At 69.3% G+C, this 18,531-nt stretch carries 10 protein-coding genes and 1 pseudogene; 9 read left to right on the plus strand and 2 right to left on the minus strand.

From position 1 onward, the window contains the following. Nucleotides 1-98: 98 nt before the first annotated feature. From ABZV58_RS28345 to ABZV58_RS28365, 5 genes are read left to right on the plus strand one after another with little or no spacing between them, the layout of a single operon-like run. Nucleotides 99-8,654 (plus strand): amino acid adenylation domain-containing protein, encoded by an 8,556-nt coding sequence (locus ABZV58_RS28345; RefSeq protein WP_355003228.1) that lies wholly within the window; start codon nt 99-101, stop codon nt 8,652-8,654. Between the two features lie 34 nt (nt 8,655-8,688). Beyond that, nucleotides 8,689-9,687: an ABC transporter substrate-binding protein gene (locus ABZV58_RS28350; RefSeq protein WP_355003229.1), complete on the plus strand. Its 999-nt coding sequence runs from the start codon at nt 8,689-8,691 to the stop codon at nt 9,685-9,687. Beyond that, nucleotides 9,684-10,913: an enterobactin transporter EntS gene (gene entS, locus ABZV58_RS28355; RefSeq protein ID WP_355003230.1), complete on the plus strand. Its 1,230-nt coding sequence runs from the start codon at nt 9,684-9,686 to the stop codon at nt 10,911-10,913. The genes ABZV58_RS28350 and entS overlap by 4 nt, the downstream gene beginning before the upstream one ends. Then, complete coding sequence (locus ABZV58_RS28360) at nt 10,913-11,749, plus strand: siderophore-interacting protein (protein WP_355003231.1); 837 nt, start codon at nt 10,913-10,915, stop codon at nt 11,747-11,749. The genes entS and ABZV58_RS28360 overlap by 1 nt, the downstream gene beginning before the upstream one ends. 6 nt (nt 11,750-11,755) lie before the next feature. Beyond that, the gene (locus tag ABZV58_RS28365; RefSeq protein ID WP_355003232.1) at nt 11,756-11,995 is read left to right on the plus strand and encodes a phosphopantetheine-binding protein; all 240 of its coding nucleotides are present in this window, start codon (nt 11,756-11,758) and stop codon (nt 11,993-11,995) included. A gap of 38 nt (nt 11,996-12,033) precedes the next feature. On the opposite strand, the gene ABZV58_RS28370 is transcribed toward ABZV58_RS28365, so the two are convergent. Beyond that, nucleotides 12,034-13,683, minus strand: a complete 1,650-nt coding sequence (locus ABZV58_RS28370; protein WP_355003233.1) for an AMP-binding protein — start codon at nt 13,681-13,683, stop codon at nt 12,034-12,036. A 98-nt stretch (nt 13,684-13,781) separates the two neighbouring features. On the opposite strand from ABZV58_RS28370, the gene ABZV58_RS28375 reads away from it, so the two are divergent. From ABZV58_RS28375 to ABZV58_RS28385, 3 genes are all read left to right on the plus strand, one after another. After that, nucleotides 13,782-14,570, plus strand: a complete 789-nt coding sequence (locus ABZV58_RS28375) for an SDR family oxidoreductase (protein WP_355003234.1) — start codon at nt 13,782-13,784, stop codon at nt 14,568-14,570. Between the two features lie 9 nt (nt 14,571-14,579). Further along, on the plus strand, nt 14,580-15,722 hold the full coding sequence (locus ABZV58_RS28380; RefSeq protein WP_355003235.1) for an isochorismate synthase: 1,143 nt from the start codon (nt 14,580-14,582) through the stop codon (nt 15,720-15,722). A gap of 71 nt (nt 15,723-15,793) precedes the next feature. Next, on the plus strand, nt 15,794-16,459 hold the full coding sequence (locus tag ABZV58_RS28385; protein WP_355003236.1) for an isochorismatase family protein: 666 nt from the start codon (nt 15,794-15,796) through the stop codon (nt 16,457-16,459). Nucleotides 16,460-16,612: 153 nt separating this feature from the next. On the opposite strand, the gene ABZV58_RS28390 is transcribed toward ABZV58_RS28385, so the two are convergent. After that, complete coding sequence (locus tag ABZV58_RS28390; RefSeq protein WP_355003237.1) at nt 16,613-16,969, minus strand: DUF3159 domain-containing protein; 357 nt, start codon at nt 16,967-16,969, stop codon at nt 16,613-16,615. A 20-nt stretch (nt 16,970-16,989) separates the two neighbouring features. Here ABZV58_RS28390 and thrS point away from each other — a divergent pair. Further along, a pseudogene (gene thrS, locus ABZV58_RS28395) lies at nt 16,990-18,213 on the plus strand (threonine--tRNA ligase); the annotation flags it as partial. Between the last annotated feature and the right edge of the window lie 318 nt (nt 18,214-18,531).

Consider the following 18,531-nt stretch of genomic DNA (forward strand, 5'->3'; position numbering starts at 1 on the left):
CTTAGGCTAGCCTACCCTTGCTGCTCTTTCGCGGGAGTCTCGCGGAGTCCTCAGGGGCGGAAGAGGGGCCGAATGTCGTTGCGGTGAGAGGAGTTGCGGTGGTTTCGGTGGAGCGGGACAAGCCTAGGACCGACAATTCCGAGCTACCTCTCACTGGGGCGCAACTCGGTATCTGGAACGCCCAGCGGCTCGATCCCGAATCGCTGAGCTACCTGGTCGGCGAGGTGCTGGAGATCTCGGGGCCCGAGCCCATCGATGTGGCGCTGCTGGACAACGCGATTCGGCGCACCATCGCCGAAACCGACACCATGCGACTGCGTTTCATCGAAACGCCGGACGGCCCGCGCCAGTGGATGACCGACGCGGCCCCGGAACTGCGCCCGCTGGTCGACCTGCGGAAGGAAGCCGACCCGGTCGCCGCCGCGCATCGGCTGGTCACCGCGGAACGCGAACGGGCGGCGCGCTTTTGCCGGGGCATGGTGGACCGGCAGCTGTTCACCTACACGCTGCTGCGACTATCCGATCGCGATGTGTGGTGCGTCCAGCTCTACCACCACCTGATCATCGACGGCTACAGCGCCGCGTTGGTGTCGCGCCGGGTCGCCGCGCACTACACAGCACTGGGCACCGGCGGCGCGGTTCCTCCGCTGCGGTGGGGGTCGGTGGCGACGCTGGTCGCCGAGGACATCGAGTACCGCGCGAGCGAGGCGTACACCCGCGACCAGGACTACTGGCGCGACCTGCTCACACCGCTGCCGCCGCTGGACGGGCGCGGTCGCGCGCACGAGGGACCGGCGACGCACACCCATGAGGCGCGCGCTGTCCTCGACGCCGACCTGGTGGTGCGGATCAAAGCGGTGGCGGAAGCGGCGGGCGCCACCTGGGCGGACGTAATCGTCGGCTGCTACGCGGGATTTGTGCACCGGCTGCTCGGTGAGACCGATGTGGTCATCGCGTTGCCGGTGATGGCGCGCGTCGGCAAGACCGCCCTCACCACGCCCTCGATGGCGGTCAACGTGCTGCCGCTGCGGATCTCGGTGTGCAGTCACGACCGGCTCGGTGAGCTGAGCAAGCGGGTCGCCGACGCGCTGCGGGATGTCCGCGCCCACCAGCGCTTTCGCGGTGAGGAGCTGGCGCGTGCCTTCGGTGGCGCGCAGACCGGAGCGCTGCTGCACGGTATCGGCATCAACCTCAAGGCATTCGACTTCGCACTCGATTTCGCCGGTGCGACAGGGACTTTGCGCAATGTCGCCGGTGGACCACCGGAAGACCTCGGCCTGACCGTCACTCCGCTGGCGCAGGACCGGATCCAGCTCGGTTTCGAGGTCGATACGCGTTCGCTCGACGCCGAGACGGTGCGGCGGCGGCTGGACGCGCTGGTCCGGATGATCACCGAACTGGTCGACGGAGAGGACCGGCCGATCGGCAGAGTCGCGCCTTATCCACCGGAAATCGGTGCGCGTATCACCGCGGAGCGGGCGAGCGCGGCCCTTCCCGGTCATCCAGAGGACCCGACGGCGGTATTCGACCGTCTCGTCGCGACACAGCCGGATGCCGTGCTGCTCGTCAGCGGCGCGGACCGGCTCACCGCTGCCGAGCTGGGGGCGCGGGTCCACCGCTTGGCCAGGTATCTGCGCGGCAAGGGCGTCGGGCCCGAAGACATCGTCGGCATCGCGCTGCCGCGCACCGCGGACATCGTGATCGCGATCCTCGCCGTCCAGCACGCGGGCGCGGCCTACCTGGTGCTCGATACCGAGCACCCCGCACAGCGACTGAACGACATCGTCGACGACGCGGCGCCGGTGGCGATCCTGACATCCGGCGTGGCGGGGGACGAGCTCTTCGCCGACCGCACGGACAAGCTGATCCGATTGTCCTCCAGAGCTATTCGTGAGGCGATCGACGGGCTCGCGAGCGGACCGTTGGACGCGACCGAACTCGCCGCGCCGCGTTCGCCCGGCCAGCTCGCCTATGTGGTGTACACCTCGGGCTCCACCGGACGGCCGAAGGGCGTGCAGGTGTCCTGCGGTGCGGCGGCGCGACTGCTGCACCACCACCGGTCGACCATCTACGCCGAGGCCGCCGAGCGCGCGGGCGACCGGCAACTGCACACCGCGCACACCGCGTCGTTCGCCTTCGACGCCGCGCTGGACCAGCTGCTGTGGCTGCTGTGCGGCCACCGGGTGCACCTCTACGACACCGACGTGCAGAAGGACGCCGCGGCACAGGTCGCCGCGTTCGTTGCCGACGGCATCGACGTCGTCGACACCACCCCGTCGATGGCCGCGGCGCTGATCGACAACGGCCTGCTCGGCGCGCGGCACCGGCCCGAACTGCTGCTCATCGGCGGCGAGGCCACCCCGCCCGCGCTGTGGTCGGCGATCGTCGGCTCCGGTGTGCCCGCCCGGAACATGTACGGCCCGACCGAAGCGACCGTCGACGCGCTGAGCGCGCCGGTGACGGGCGCGGTCCCGCACGTGGGCGGTCCGCTGGCCGGTACCCGCGCCTATCTGCTCGACAGCGCGCTGCAACCGGTCCCCGACGGCGAGATCGGTGAGTTGTATTTGGCCGGACCGCAATTGGCGCGCGGCTACCTGGGCCGCGTGGCGGTGACGGCCGAGCGATTCGTCGCCGATCCGTTCGGCGCGGGGGAGCGGATGTACCGCACCGGCGACCGCGCCCGCTGGCTGCCCGGTCACGGCTACGAATTCCTCGGTCGCGGCGACCAGCAGATCAAGGTGCGTGGTTACCGCGTGGAACTCGGCGAGGTCGAGGCCGTGCTCGGCGCCCTGCCCGGTGTCGCCGCGGCGGCCGCGGTGATCAGGAAGGTCGCCGACAGCACCCAGTTGGTGGGCTATCTGGTGCCCGCGGCGGGCGTCGCGCTCGCCTCCGCCGACGAGCTGCGGCACTGGCTCGCGAAAACCGTTCCGGACCACCTGGTTCCGTCGGCGATCGTGGTGCTGGACGCGTTGCCCACCACGGTGAACGGCAAGCTCGATCGCGCGGCACTGCCCGCGCCCCAGCTCGTTTCGACCGGACGACCGCCGCGCACCGAGCCGGAGCGGGCGCTGTGCGCCGTGGTCGCCGAGGTGCTCGGCGTGTCGCGAGTGAGCGCGACGGACGACTTCTTCGGACTCGGCGGCGACAGCATCACCGCGATCAGCGTCACCAGCAGGCTGCGCGCACACGGTCTGCTCGTCCAGCCGAAAGCGCTACTGGGACAGCGCGATCTGGCCACCATCGCGGCTGCTGCCGAGCGGGTGGACGACGCGGCGGGCAGCGTGGCGCCGGACGAGGCGACCGGTGTCGTTCCCATCCCGCCTCTCGTCGCCGCGCTGCTCGAAGCGAATCCGAGCCCGACGGCGATCGCCGGGTACGCCCAGTGGACCGCGCTCGAACTGCACGAGGATCTCGCCCTCGACCACCTGGTCGCGGGCATGCAGACGCTGCTCGACCGACACGACGCACTGCGGCTGGTACTCGACGGTGCGGACGCCGAGCCCCGGCTCGTGGTGGCCGAAGCGGGCGCGGTGCGCGCGGGCGAGTTGGTCGTCGAGACGGTACTGCCGACAGCGAACAATACTGATCAGCAAGCGGATTCCGTGGTGGCGTCGGTTCCGATCGGGTTGGAGGTCGAACGGACAGCGGCCGCGCTGGCTGCCGAGTTGGACCCCGCCCGAGGCGTCGAGATCCGCGGCGCGCTGGTCCGTACCGCGCCGGGTACGGCCGATCGTTTGGTCCTGGTCGCCAACCACCTTGTCGTGGACGGTGTTTCGTGGCGCATCCTGGTTCCCGAGCTCTACGAGGCGTGTGCGGCGGCGCGCGACGAACGCCCGGCTCGGTTGCCCGCGAAGGGCAGCTCGTGGCGTCGGTACGCCACCATGCTTGCCGATGCCGGCGTCGCGGGCGGCTATCGATCGGAACTGGAGTCCTGGCAGCGCGCACTCGGCGACGGCACCGTGGCTCCGGTGGGGGAGCGGCGGCTCGACCGTGCTCGTGATGTCGTCGAAACCGGCCGCCGCAGTCGGACTTTCGCTAGTCCCGAGGTTTCCGAGGCGATTCTGTCCACCCTGCCCGCCGCCTACCGCGCGCGCACCGACGAGGTGTTGCTCGCGGCCCTGATGCTCGCGGTCAACGGGTGGCGGCACGACCGCGGCGAGGCGCTGGAGTCGGGACGTCCAGTGACTGTCGAGGGACACGGGCGCGACCCGCTGTCGCCGGATACCGACTTCGCGGGCACCATCGGCTGGTTCACCAGCGAGTACCCGGTCTGGACGCCCGCGACAGGTATCGACCACATCGATGGTCTGGCCGATGCGCTGGCGGGCGGAGCCGCCGCCGGACGGCTGCTGCGCGCGGTCAAGGAGGCCAAGCGCGCGGTCCCCGGCAACGGCGTCGGATACGGCGTGCTCCGCAGGCTCGATCCCGACACCGCACCGGTGCTCGCGGCACAGCGTTCGCCGGAGTTGCTGATCAACTACCTCGGCCGCTTCAACGGTGGGACCGATATCGGCTGGCGGTTGCCGGAACAGGACGCGTTCTCGGTGTTGGAGCCGCCGGAAAAGGCGCTGACGGAGGTACTTTCGCTCAACGTCTTCGTCCACGAAGCCAGCCCCTCGGCCGGTCCGCGTATCGCGGTGGAGTGGACGGCGGCGAGCCGGATCCTCGGCGCGGCCACCGTCGCGCAACTACAGCGGCACTGGGAACTCGCGCTGGAGGCATTCGCGGCGCACGCGGTGCTGTTCCCCGGCGGCCTCACCCCGTCGGACTGCCAGGGCGTGTCCGTACCCCAGGATGCGATCGACGCGCTCGAGGCCGCGCACGGTCCGCTCGCCGAACTGCTGCCGCTCTCGCCATTGCAGGAGGGGTTGCTGTTCCACGCGATTCGCGACGGCGCCGCGGACGTGTACACCTTGACCGCCCGTGTCGATCTGACCGGACCGCTCGACGAGCGGCGGTTGTCGGCGGCCTTCGACACGGTGGTCGCCCGGCATCCCAATATGTGTGCCGCCTTCCACTACGAAAGGCTGGATCAGCCACTGCAAGCGGTACCGCGCTCGGTCCGGATGCCGTGGCGACAGGTCGACCTCTCCGGCTTGCCTGTGCGCGCCGCGGTCACCGCCGCCGACCGGCTGGAAGCCGAAGCGGCCGAGCACCGCTTCTCGGTGGATGAGTCGCCGATGTTGCGCGCCACGCTGATTCGAATGCCGGGGCAGCAGTACCGGCTAGTGCTCAACGCACACCATCTGATCATCGACGGCTGGTCGACGCCGATCGTCCTGCGGGAACTGCTCGCGACCTATCACGGCGACGAACTGCCGACACCGGCCCGGTACAGCGACTACCTGACCTGGATCGCGGCTCGCGATCACGACACCGTCCGTGCGGCGTGGGCGCGGCGGTTGGCGGGGGTCACCGCGCCGACACTGCTCCGTGCGGATACCGGGCGCGAACGGGAGTTCCTGCGGCGGCAGGTGCCGCTGACCGATTCGCTCGCAACGGCGCTCACCGAACTCGGCCGCCGCCGCGGCCTGACGATGAACACCCTGGTACAGGGCGCGTGGGCGACGGTGCTCGCCGCACTCACCGGACGCCGGGATGTGGTGTTCGGCGCGACCGTCTCCGGCAGGCCCGCCGAACTGCCCGGCGTCGAGGGGATGGTCGGCCTGTTCACCAATACCGTTCCGGTGCGCTGCCTCCTCGACCCCGACCGCGCACTGCTCGATCAGCTGGCCGAACTGCAAGAGGACCAGTTCGCCATGCAGGAATTCGACCACGCCGGGCTGGCCGAGATCGAGCGGATCGCCGGTATCGGGCAGCTGTTCGACACCCTGGTCGTCTTCGAGAACTTCCCGAATTCCGGTGCTCGGCAACCGGACTCGCACGAGCTCCGCGTCGGCGCCTTCCACAATCACGGAGCGACGCACTATCCGCTGACTCTGGTCGCGCCGCCGGGCGACCGGCTGGAACTGCTGATCGGCTACGACCGCAGCGCCGTCGCCGACACCACACTCGACTGGATCGCCGACCGGCTCCGCGCCATCCTGTCCGCGGTCACCGGCACCGAGGATGTGCACGCCGCCGCGCTGCTGAATCCTCCCGGACCGCTGACGGAGCCGGTAGCGAGCACACGCGCCATCGAACGCACCGCGAACAGCGCACAGCCGATCGACGTGCCGGACCTGCACGGTGAAACCCTCGCCGACTGGGGAACAACGGTCGACCCCGACTCACCCGCCATCACGGCCGACGGGCTGACGATTACCTACCGAGAGTTCGATGCGCGCGCGAACAGACTTGCCCGCTGGTTGATTACGCAGGGCATCGGTCCCGAGACGGTGGTGGCGGTCGGCATGCCCCGCACCATCGACTCGGTGATCACCGCGCACGCGATCAGCCGCAGCGGCGGTGTCTACCTGCCGGTGGATCTCGACCAGCCCGCCCAGCGGATCGAGCGCATCTTCGAAATAGCCGCTCCGGCACTGGTTCTGCGCACCCTCGACGACGTGGATACCGGCGGCTTCGCCGACACCGAGATCACCGACGCCGAACGGCTAGCGCCGCTGCGGCCAGGCAATTCCGCCTATCTGCTGTTCACCTCCGGCTCCACCGGTGTGCCGAAGGGCGTGACGGTCTCGCACGCGGCGATCGTGAACACCTTCGAAACCCTCTGGCGGATGCAGCGATTCGGCCCGGACGACACGGTGCTGTACCGCACGCCACCCGTCTTCGACGCCTCGTTGCTCGAGCTCTACCTGCCGCTGCACGTCGGCGCGCGCATCGTGCTGACCAGGGCGAACGGGCATCGCGACCCCTACTACCAGGCTCAGCTCATGCGCGAGGAGCGGGTAACCACCATCCAGATGACGACCTCCATGCTCACCGTGCTCGCCGAGGAGGCCGATCTGTCCGGGTGCACGAATCTGCGTTGCGTCATCACCGGCGGTGAAGCGCTGCCACCGGCGACCGCGCATCGGGTGCGCGCACTCACCGGAGCGAAGGTGAACAACCTGTACGGCCCCACCGAGGCCGCGGTGTCGATCACCTACCACGAGACCGTCGATGCCGACGTCGTGATCGTTCCGATCGGCAGACCTGCCGACGGTTCCGGTGTGCGCGTCCTCGACGACAGCCTGCGGCCGGTCGCCGCCGGGGTCATCGGTGATCTGTACTTGACCGGGACGCAGCTGGCCCGCGGCTATCTGGCCCGTCCCGATCTGACCGCCGCCGCCTTCGTGGCCGATCCGCACGGGCACGGCGAACGGATGTATCGGACCGGCGATCTGGTGAAGTGGAATCCGGACGGCGAACTCGAATACGTCGGCCGCGGTGACAGCCAGGTGAAGTTGCGCGGACAGCGCATCGAACTCGGTGACATCGAATCCGCGCTGCTCACCTGCGCGGGTGTCGCCCAAGCGATCGTCCTGCTGCGCGAGGACGAGCCGGGCGACCAGCGTCTGGCCGCCTACCTGATCGCACGGTCGGGCACCGAGTTGGACACCGCCGCGGTGCGCGCGCACCTGCGAAAGGCGCTGCCCGCGCACATGATTCCCGCGGCCTTCGTGGTGCTGGACCGAATTCCTCGAACGGCCAGCGAGAAGATCGACCGCCGAGCGCTGCCGGTGCCGGAGTACGAGTCGGGACCGGCCGCGCCCCAGCGGACATCGACCGAGAGCCGCGGCAACGGACCGGTCGACACCATTCGGGAAGCCATGGCGGCGGTGCTCTCGGCACCCGAAATCGGTTCGGACGACGACTTCTTCGCGGCGGGCGGCCATTCGCTCACCGCGGTCCGGCTGATCGGCCGACTCGGGCGCGCGGGCATCCCGGCCGTCCTCGACGACGTGTTCGCGGCCCCCACACCGCGGGGGCTCGCGGCGCGCCTGGGTACGGCGGAAGCGGCGCCGATCGCCGTCGACGGTCTCGCCATGCTGGGTCGACGCCTCGATCACGTTCTGGAGCTGCGCACCGGCGGGTCCGCCGCGCCGCTGTTCTGCGTCCACCCGGTGGGCGGCACGGCATGGCAGTTCGGGCCACTGGCCCGCCTGCTGCGCGCGGACCGGCCGATCATCGGCTTGCAGCTGCCCACATTGAGCGACAACGCTTTCCACGCGCGAACCCTCGACGACTTGGCGCGCCACTACTTGGCCACCATCCGCCGCATCCAGCCGCAGGGTCCGTACCACCTACTCGGCTATTCGCTGGGCGGCAATATCGTGCACGCCGTGGCGGCCGCGTTGGAAGCGGCCGGGGAGCCGGTCGCCTACGTGGGTCTCGTCGATTCCCACCCCCTGGTGGATCTCACCGAACGGGCCGCTCGGAGTCTCGCGGAGCCCGCCGAACTCGACCGGCTGCTGCCCGAAATCCCCGAGGACGCACCGGAACTCGCGGCGTCCATCCGCGACGCCGCGACCGCGCTGCTGCGCATGGTCACCGAGTCCGACTCACCGCGCTACCACGGCGTCATGTCCCTGTTCGCCGGTGACACCGGAACCGAACCCGAACGCGCCGAGGCCCAGCTGACCGGCTGGCGGTCCGTGGGCGCGCGGCTGGTGGTCCGCCGACTTCCCTACTCGCACTTCGACATCGTGTCCCCGAGGGGCTGGACCGAGGTTGCGGCGCTGCTCGACGCGGATCCCGTCATCCGCGCGTGAATCTTTGCCCAACAAGAAGAAAGAACGCCTGTCCATGTCGCTGTACCGAATGACGGCGCGCCTGCGCGCCGCCGTCGCCCTACTGATCCTCGCGCTGGTCGCGGTGGTGGCCGGTTGTAGTAGCTCGTCCTCGGACGAGACGAGCAAGTCCGGCACCCGCGAGGTGCAGACCGCCCGCGGCGCCGTCACCGTGCCCGCCGATCCGCAGCGCATCGTGGTCGTGAACGGCTCGCTCGCCGGGTACCTCTACGACCTCGGCGCGAAAGTCGAGGCGGCCGATCCGCGGGTGCTCGGCGTCGCGCTGAAGCCCGGTGAGTTCCCCGCCGCCTGGGCCGAGGACGCCAAGAAACAGGGCACCGAGGTGCTGCCCTCCGGCGACAACATCAATTTCGAGTTCATCGCCGCCCAGCAGCCGGATCTGATCATCGGCGGCGGACAGGGCTTCCCCGGCCAGCAGTCCATCGACAACTACGACAAGCTCGCCGCCATCGCCCCCACCGCCCTGGTGCCCTCCAACAGCCCGAACTGGCAGGACCAGCTGAAGGCGGTGGCGGAGTTCGTGAACCAGTCCGCGAAGGTGGACGGCCTGATCGCCGCGTACGACCAGAAGGTCGCGAAGGTCCGGAGCGGCATCGAGCTGCCGCAGGGCGCTGTGTCGGTCTTCCAGTCGCGCAAGGATCTGAAGCCCTCGGTGATCGCGCCGGGCACCCCGCTGGCCACGCTGCTTACCGCGGTCGGTTTCACCATCGACGACAAGGTCGAGGTCAAGGCGGGTAACCCGACGCGCGCGGCGGCCGCCGACTGGGTCGCCTTCAGTCCCGAACTGCTGAACACCGTCGTCGACGCCCCGGCGCTGTTCGTCGTGCAGCTCGAGGGTGGGCGCACCATCGCGCAGCTGAAGGACGATCCGGTGATCGGTCAGCTCCCGGCCTTCAAGGCGGGCCAGGTCTACGAGCTGCCCGCCACCAGCCAGCGGCCCGACTACCGTAACGTCATGGCCACCCTCGACCTGCTGGGGGAGCGCTTCAAGTGACAGCTGTCGGCGGCCTGCTCATCGATACCTCGCCGCTGCGCGCCAGCCGGGAGTTCCGCAATGCCTTCGCGGCCCGGCTGGTATCGGTGCTGGGGATCGGCCTGCTCATGGTGGCCCTGCCCGTGCAGGTCTACCAGCTCACCGGATCCTCGCTGCATGTCGCCGGCGTGACCACGGTCACCGCGGTCGCCCTGTTCGTCGGAAGCCTGGCGGGCGGGGTGATCGCGGACCGGTACGACCGGCGCGATGTCATCCAATGGTCGCGTAGCGCGGCGGGTTTCGGCTTCCTCGTGCTCGGACTGAACGCGCTGCTGTCCGACCCCTTCCTGGCGGTGATCTACGCCGCGGGTGTGCTGGACGGCCTGGCCGGAGGCGTCAGCAGTTCGGCGCTCATGGCGCTGATCCCCATGCTCGTCGGACGGGACAAGGTGGCGGCGGCCGGTGCGCTGACCTCGCTCACCACCGATCTGGGCACCATGATCACACCGGCGCTGGCCGGTCTGCTCATCGCCAAAACCGGTGCGGAGCTGGCCTTTTTCCTTTCGGCGGGCGCCACCGCGGCCACCGTGGGGCTGATCCGGTCGATCGGACCGCAGCCGCCGCCGAAACGCGATGTCGGGCATCCACTGCGTGAACTGGCGATCGGGATCGAGTTCGCCGCGCGGCACAGGATCATTCGCGCCGCACTGGTGACCGGGCTGATCGCCATGCTGGTCAGCGGGCCGCTGGTGCTGTTGCCCGCCCTCGCCGAACACGAACTCCGCGCCGGGGCAACGACTCTCGGCGTGCTCTACGCGGCTCCCGGCGCCGGTGCGGTGCTCGGGTCGCTGACCAGCGGCTGGATCGGCCGCAGCCGCCGCAACGGCCGCGCGTTGCTGATCTCGCTGGCCGCCATGCCGCTCGGTGTGATCGTGGCGGGACTCTTCCCGCACACCGCTCCGGTGTTCCTCGGCTTGGCCGGATTCGGCCTGGCTCGCGCGGTGAACATGGTGCTGCGCTACACGATTCTGCAACAGCAGGCCCCCGAGGAGCTGCGCGGCCGGATCTCCGGCCTGCTCATGGTGCAGTCCGTCACGGGGACGGCGGTCGGTTCCATGGTGGCCGGTGTGGTCGGTCAATTCTTCGCGCCCGGAACCGCTCTCGTGGTTTACGGGCTGTCCGTACTGGTACTCGGCGCGCTGACGGCACTGGCCGCCGCGCCGCTCTTGGGAAAGGAGAAGCTCTGATGGATCGTGCCGCCTACGCCGAACGCATCGTCGAGGTGCTGTCGGGTGAGCACGGAGCCAAGGTCGGCTATCCGATCGGACTGTGCGAGGTGGAGGTGATCCGCACCGAGCAGGTGGGCTCCGGGCTGCTGCGCATCACCTTCGGCGGAGCGGATCTCGCCGGATTCCACAGCTACGTGCCGGACGAGCATGTGCGCCTGATCTTTCCGGACGAGGAAGGGGTGTTGCGGCTGCCGGAGAAGGACGGACTGTCCCTGTCGTGGGGCAAGCCGCGACCGGTCTCGCGGGAGTACACGGTGCGCCACTTCAGCGCCGAGGACCGCGAACTGAGCATCGACTTCGCCATCCACCCCGGCGGCCTGGCCTCGGAGTGGGCACTGAAGGTGGTGCCGGGCACCAAGATTCACATCGCGGGCCCGCCCGGCGGTGTCGTGGTGCCCAAGACCTACGACAAGTACCTGCTCGCCGGTGACATCACCGCCCTGCCCGCCATCGCCCGCTGGCTGGAATGGCTGCCGCGCGAGGCATCCGGTTGGGCGTTCATCGAGGTGAGCGGACCCGACGAGGAGATTCCGCTCGATCCGCCCGCCGGTGTCGAGGTGCGCTGGGTGCATCGCGGTGCGGCCGAACCCGGGACGAGCGACCGCTTCGAAAAGGCGGTGCGCACCGTCGAAGTGTCCGCCGGAGAGCGCGTGTACGTCTGGCTGGCCGGTGAGGCGGGCGTGCTGAAACCGCTGCGCCGCTGGGTGCGCACGGACCTCGGGGTGGACCCGAAGGACTACCTGATCGCCGGGTACTGGAAGCGCGGCGTCGCCGACTACGACCGAGACGAGTGAGGAACCATGACCAACGAGAACACCGCGGTGGCCGACCGCGAGCGCGTAATCGGCGACGTGGCAGCGGCTCTGGGCGTGCGCCCGGACGAGCTGACCCACGAGACCAACCTCCTCGACGCCGGACTGGATTCGGTGCGCATCATGTCGCTGGTGGAGAAGTGGCGAGCGGCTGGGCATGCGCACATCGACTTTCCCACTCTCGCAGCGGATCCCGTGCTCGGGTCCTGGCTCGAAGCCCTGTCGTGAGGACCGGTGGCGCGGCTCGCACCGCGCCACCGTCGGCGTCACTTCGCGTGCGTGCCCTCGGCGAGCAACTGTCGCAGCTCCTTGCGGCTGGTCTTACCCACCCCCGTCTCCGGGAACCGGTCGACCACCACCACGGAGTCCGGCATCTTCCACGCCGCCACCCCGCGCTCGCGCACGAAGGCGCGGACGGTGGCGAGGGTCGGCTGGTGCTCCGGATCGGCGGCCTGCACGAACGCGGAAATGCGCTGTCCGAGTATCCGGTCCGGGGTGCCGACCACGACGGCGTCACGGATGCCGGGATGGGCGAGCAGGTGCTCCTCCAACTCCTCGGCCGACACCTTCTCGCCGCCGCGGTTGACCCAGTCACCGGCGCGGCCGAGCACCACCAGGTTGCCGTCGGGTCGCACCCGCACCATGTCGCCGGTGCGATACCAGCCCTCGGCGGTGAAGCTGCGGGCGTTGGCCTCGGGATTGTCGTAGTAGCCGCGAATCGTATACGGCCCCTGCGTGATCAGGTTGCCGTCACCGCCCGGCGGCACCTCGGCACCGTCGTCGTCCACGACCTCGAGTCGGTCGTGCTCCGACATCGGCCGACCCTGGGTGGCGATCACCGCGTCGATCGGATCGTCGAGGCGGGTGTAGCAGACCAACCCCTCGGCCATGCCGAACACCTGTTGCAGGGTGACCCCCAGCGCCGGTCCGATGCGCCGCGCCAATTCCTCCTGACAGCGCGCGCCACCCACCTGCACCACCCGGAGAGTGGACAGGTCCGGCGTCGAACCGGCCTCGGCTCGCTCCACCCAGAGCCGGGCCAGCGGCGGCACCAGACCGGTGATGGTCACACCGAACTTCTCGATCGCCGAAAACGCCGTCGCCGGAGTGGGATCCGGAGTCATGGCCACAGTGCCGCCCGCCCACAGCGCGCCAAGGATGCCCGGCGAACTCATCGGGAAGTTGTGCGCGATGGGCAGCGTCGCCAGGTACACGGTGTCGCTGTCGAGTTCGCAGATCTCCGCGCTGCGGCGCACGCTGTACAGGTAGTCGTCGTGGGTGCGTGGGATGAGTTTCGGGATGCCCGTGCTGCCGCCGGAGAGTTGCAGGAAGGCAACGTCACTCGCGTCCACCGGCGGCAGTTCGCCCGGCTCGTCGCGGAATTCGTCGATACGGCGCGCACTCTGGGGCAGCCGCTGTTCCGGATCGTCGGCCACGACGAGGACGTGCCGCAGCGTCGGCGACTGTGCACGAATCGAATCGGCGAGCGCCGCATAGTCGAAACGCTGATGTACACCGGTGGTGATCATGGCCGTCGCGGCGCTCGCCGTGGCGATCGGGACGAGTTCCGCCTGCCGGTGGGCGGGCAGACAGAAGACCGGCAGCGCGCCGAGGCGGAACAGGGCGAAGATCACTTCGACGAATTCCGCGCGATTGGGCAGTTGCACCAGCACGCGGTCGTGGCGGCCGATACCCAATCGCGCCAGGCCGGTCGCCAGCGACCGGGAGCGATGGTCGAGCTCGGCATAGGTCCAGCGGTGCGCGTCGTCCACGACGGCGACCGCCTCCGGGATAGCCGCGGCGCGCGCGTCCAGCAGGTCGCCGAACGTTTCTCCGGTCCAGCAACCGAGCTCGCGATACCGTCTCGCCTCCTCCGACGGCCACGGCGTGAAGCTCGGTGGAACGGTCAATGCCATTGTGGGACACCTCATTTCGCAGGGCATTCGGGTCGCTCCGCGACCGTGTGGAAAGCGGAGCCCCCACATTCCTATCAGGTTAGGCTAACCTCATGTTCATGATCGATTCTGGTGCGCGGGTGGTCGTCGTCACCGGGGCGGCCGCGGGTATCGGCGCGGCGGTCGCGGCCGAACTCGCCAACGGCGCGCGGGCGGTGGCGCTATGGGACCGAGACCCGCGAGTGCACGACGTGGCACGGGAAATCGACGCCCGCACAGCCGGAGCCGTGCACGCCACCGAGGTGGACGTCGCCGACCGCGAGTCGGTGTCCGAGGCATTCGACCGTTTCGGCGCCGCGCACGGCACCCCCGACGTGGTGGTGCACGCCGCGGGGGTGATGGATCCCGGCGCGGCACTGGACATCACACCGGAGGCGTGGGAGCGCAGCTTCGCCGTCAACGCGACCGGCACCATGCACGTCACCCAGCGCGCCGCCCGCGACATGGTCGCCGCCGGACGCGGGGCCATCGTGGTGGTCTCCTCGAACGCGGCGAGCACGCCGCGGCTTGGCATGGCCGCCTACTGCGCCTCCAAGGCGGCGGCCACCGCCTTCACGCGCGCCCTTGCCCTACAGGTCGCCCCGCACGGCGTGCGCGTCAACCTGGTGTCGCCGGGCTCCACGAACACGTCCATGCTGAGCGGCCTGTACGCCGACGGTCTCGACGAGGCCACCCGCGCCGGTCTGCTCGATGGCGACCCCGAGACCTACCGCCTCGGTATTCCCCTGCGGCGCATAGCCGAACCCGCGGATATCGCCGCGGCCATCCGCTTCCTGGTATCCGACGACGCTCGCCACATCACCATGCACGATCTCCGGGTGGACGGCGGCGCGACCCTCGATAGGTGAACCGAGAGGATGATCCCCATTTCCGACACATCAGCCGATACTTCGGACCCCGCTTTCGTGCTGTCGCGCCCTTATCGCACCGTGGTCGCGCACGGCAGCGGTCGCACCTTCCGTTCCGCGCGGGACGCGGTGACCGCGCTGCGCCGCGGTGAGGTCAGCCATATCGTCGGTGCACTGCCGTTCCTGCCCGACGCTCCCGCGGCGCTGTGGGCCCCGGAATCGTTGTCCACCAGCGACAGCGGATACCGGCCCGCCGCGGCGCGGACGCCGCGCTTCGACTTCGAGGCCGCCGTTCCCGAGCCCGAAACCCATCTGCGCCGGGTGGCCACCGCCGTCCGGATGCTGGCCGATTCCGCTCATCCGATCCAAAAGGTAGTGCTGGCCAGGGCGATTCGCGCACGCAGCGCCGAATCCGTTCGGCCGCACGCCATTCTGGATCGCCTTGTCTCCACCGACCCGATGGGCAACGGCTTCCTGGTCGATCTGTCCGCCGCGGGCGCAGCGTACGCCGGAAAGCATCTGATCGGTTCCAGCCCAGAGGTACTGGTCCGACGGGACGGGCCGGAGGTGCTCAGCCATCCACTCGCCGGATCGGCGCGCCGCGTGCTCGACGACGAGGCGGCCGATCGCGAGGTCGCTCGGACGCTGCTCGGATCCGCCAAGGATCAGCACGAACACCGGTATGTGGTCGATCAGGTGAGCGGCGTGCTGCGCGACCGGTGTGTCGAAGTCAACGCTCCCGCACCGGAACTCACCAGCACACCGGAGATGTGGCACCTCGGTACGCCCATCACCGCCGCGGTGCGCGCGGATGGACCCTCGGCGCTGGAGTTGGCCGCGGCGCTGCATCCGACGCCCGCCGTCTGCGGGACGCCCACCGCGGCGGCCGCGCGGCTGATCGCCGAACTCGAGGGTGATCGCGGCTTCTACGCGGGTGCCGTCGGCTGGTGCGATGCCGAGGGCAACGGCGAGTGGATGGTGAGCATCCGCTGTGCCGAGCTGTCCGCCGATGGTCGCAGCCTGCTCGCGCACGCGGGCGGCGGCATCGTGGCGGAATCCGATCCGGCGGCCGAATTGGCCGAGACCACCGGCAAATTCCAGCGCATCCTCGCTCCGCTCGGTATCGCGGATCTTCCCCTCACGGTGGCCTGACCCGCACACCGCGACCGCTCTTCCGGCCCTCGGCCGTTCTCGCACAACGCACACGAAAACCGGAGATTCACATGCCCATTCCCCCGATCGCGCCCTACGACATGCCGACCGCGGCGGAAGTCACCGACAACCAGGTGCCATGGACAGTCGAGCCGTCCCGTACCGCGCTGCTGATCCACGACATGCAGCGGTACTTCCTCGCGGCCTACGACCTCGAGCAGGAACCGGCGCACACTCTCGTCGCCAATATCTCGCGGCTCCGAAACCGCTGCCACGAGTTGGGAATTCCGGTCGTCTACACCATGCAGCCCGGAAACCAGCACCCCTCGCGGCGCGGCATTCTCGCCGACTTCTGGGGCAGCGGGATGTCCACCGGCGCCGATACCGAGGTCATCGCCGAACTGCGCCCCGACGAGCGCGACATCCAGGTCACCAAGTGGCGCTACTCCGCGTTCCAGCGCACCGACCTACGCGAGCTGCTGGGCTACTACAACCGCGACCACCTCATGGTCACCGGCGTCTACACCCACATGGGCTGCATGCTCAGCGCCGCGGAGGCATTCATGAGCGACGTGCGCCCGTTCCTGGCACTGGACGCCACGGCCGACTTCAGCCGTGACGAACACCTCATGGCGCTGAACTACACGGCACGCCGCTGCGGTGCGGTGGTGACCACCGACGAGCTGCTCCGACAGCTCGACGAGGCCTCGGTACCCGCCGCGAAACGCGCTTCGTGACGGTATGGAGCCGACCGACCGTTACGCCGGGAGCAGTATCCGGCCGCCGAGCGAACCCGATGGCGCGAGAAGAGGCGGGCCGCCACAGCGCCGGGGGTCGTCCGCGTTCCGGGGAGTGTCGTGGATCGCGGTGCCGCTGGATGGATTCGACGGTCAGCGTTCGGCGGCGCGGTCGTCGGTCCGCGCAGTGCGACGCACCCAGACCCAGGTGCCAGCGAACGCGGCGAGGAGCATCGGTTTGTTGAGGACGAGCGCGAGAGTGCCCAGTAGTACGACGTTGTCGGCGAGGTAGACCGGGCCCATGATCACCACGTGAGCGACGCAGAAGACCATCCACGCCGCGGTGACGCGGCGGTGCAGGCGTGTGCGCGCGGCGGGATCCGGCGTGAGGTAGCGTGCTCGGCATGCAGCGCGCTCAGTCCACGACGACGCCGGACGACGTCCCGGCGCGCTGAACCCTGTTCTGATCGAAGCCCCGGGCGAATGCCCGGGGCTTTCTCGCGTGGTCATTCGCCCTCGACTGGGAGGAGACCCACATGCACGACCACCGAAAACTCGGCCGCGAACTCGACCTGTTCGACACCGACCCGCTGATCGGAGCGGGCTTGCCGTACTGGCTGCCCGACGGGGCGATCGTGCGCCACACCCTCGAGGAGTACATCCGCGCCGCGGAACGACGGGTGGGCTACCGGCACGTGTACTCGCCGGTGCTCGGCAAACGCGAGCTGTACGAGATCTCCGGGCACTGGGCGCATTACAACGACGACATGTACCCGCCGATGGATATCGGCGGTGAGCAGGTGGTGCTGCGTCCCAGCCTGTGTCCTGGCCACGCGGTGATCTACCGTTCCCGCTCACACAGCTACCGCGAACTGCCGCTGCGGATCGCGGAGCTCGGTGCGATGTACCGCTCCGAATTATCCGGGGTGCTGGGCGGTCTGACCCGTGTGCGCGCCATTCAGCTCAACGACGCGCACATCTTCTGCACCCTGGATCAGGTCGCCGACGAGGTCGCCGCCGCATTGGCCCTGATCTGCTCCGCGTACCGCGCCATGGGGATCACCGCCGCCCGCTACCGGCTGTCGCTGCCCGGAGCGAGTGGGAAATACGTTGCGGCACCGGATATGTGGTCGCGCGCGAGCAAGCTGTTGAGCGAGGCGCTCGACGGGGCCGGATTGTCGTATGAGGCAGTCGAGGGAGAGGCCGCGTTCTACGGCCCCAAGATCGACGTTCAGGTAGCCGATCACGCGGGGCGCGAATCCACCCTGTCCACCGTGCAGGTCGACTTCTACCAGCCCGAGCGATTCGATCTGCACTACATCGGCCCCGACGGCGGCAAGCATCGACCGGTCATGGTGCACCGCAGCATCATCGGCAGCGTCGAACGCGCGGTCGCCCACCTGATCGAACAACACGGCGGCGCATTCCCGGCGTGGCTGGCACCTGTTCAGGTCGCGGTGCTGCCGATATCCGCCGCCGAGGAACCCGCGGCTGCCGAGCTTCGTGACCGGTGCGTCGATGCCGGGCTGCGCGCCCGCGTCGCCGGTACCGAAGCGGGCAGTCTCGCGGCGCGTGTACGCGAGAACCGTTTGGCGCCATACCAGTTCATTCTCGGACCCGCCGAGATCGCACAGGCTGAGGTATCCGTGCGGCTGCGAGACGGACGCCGCCTCCCCGCCCAGTCGATGGATGCCGCCGTCGCGCGTATCCGCGCTTCGATCGAGCGCCACGACACCCGCTTGTGGACCGACTGACGGCTGCGTCGCTCAGATCGTGCGGACGTCCTGTGCCTGTCTGCCTTTGGCCCTGACCGCTTACGAACTCCACGCGCTGTCCCTATTTCAGGGATTCGAATCCCGAGCCGGAGGCGGCGGAGTAGTGAACGTAGGCGTCAGGGCCGCCATCAATCGACAACGGCGGCCAGATCTCCGCTGGCTTCGGCCTGTGGTCGATCTTGTAGGCTGTGGAACCGGAGGGCCGCTCGACCTGGGGAGTTGTCATAGCGCGCAAGGGTTTACGGCGATTCGTGTTTGCCGTCGCAACAGCATTGATGGTCGCCGCAAGCACCGTGG

It is taken from the genome of Nocardia sp. NPDC004654 (assembly GCF_040609595.1).
GTDB lineage: Bacteria > Actinomycetota > Actinomycetes > Mycobacteriales > Mycobacteriaceae > Nocardia.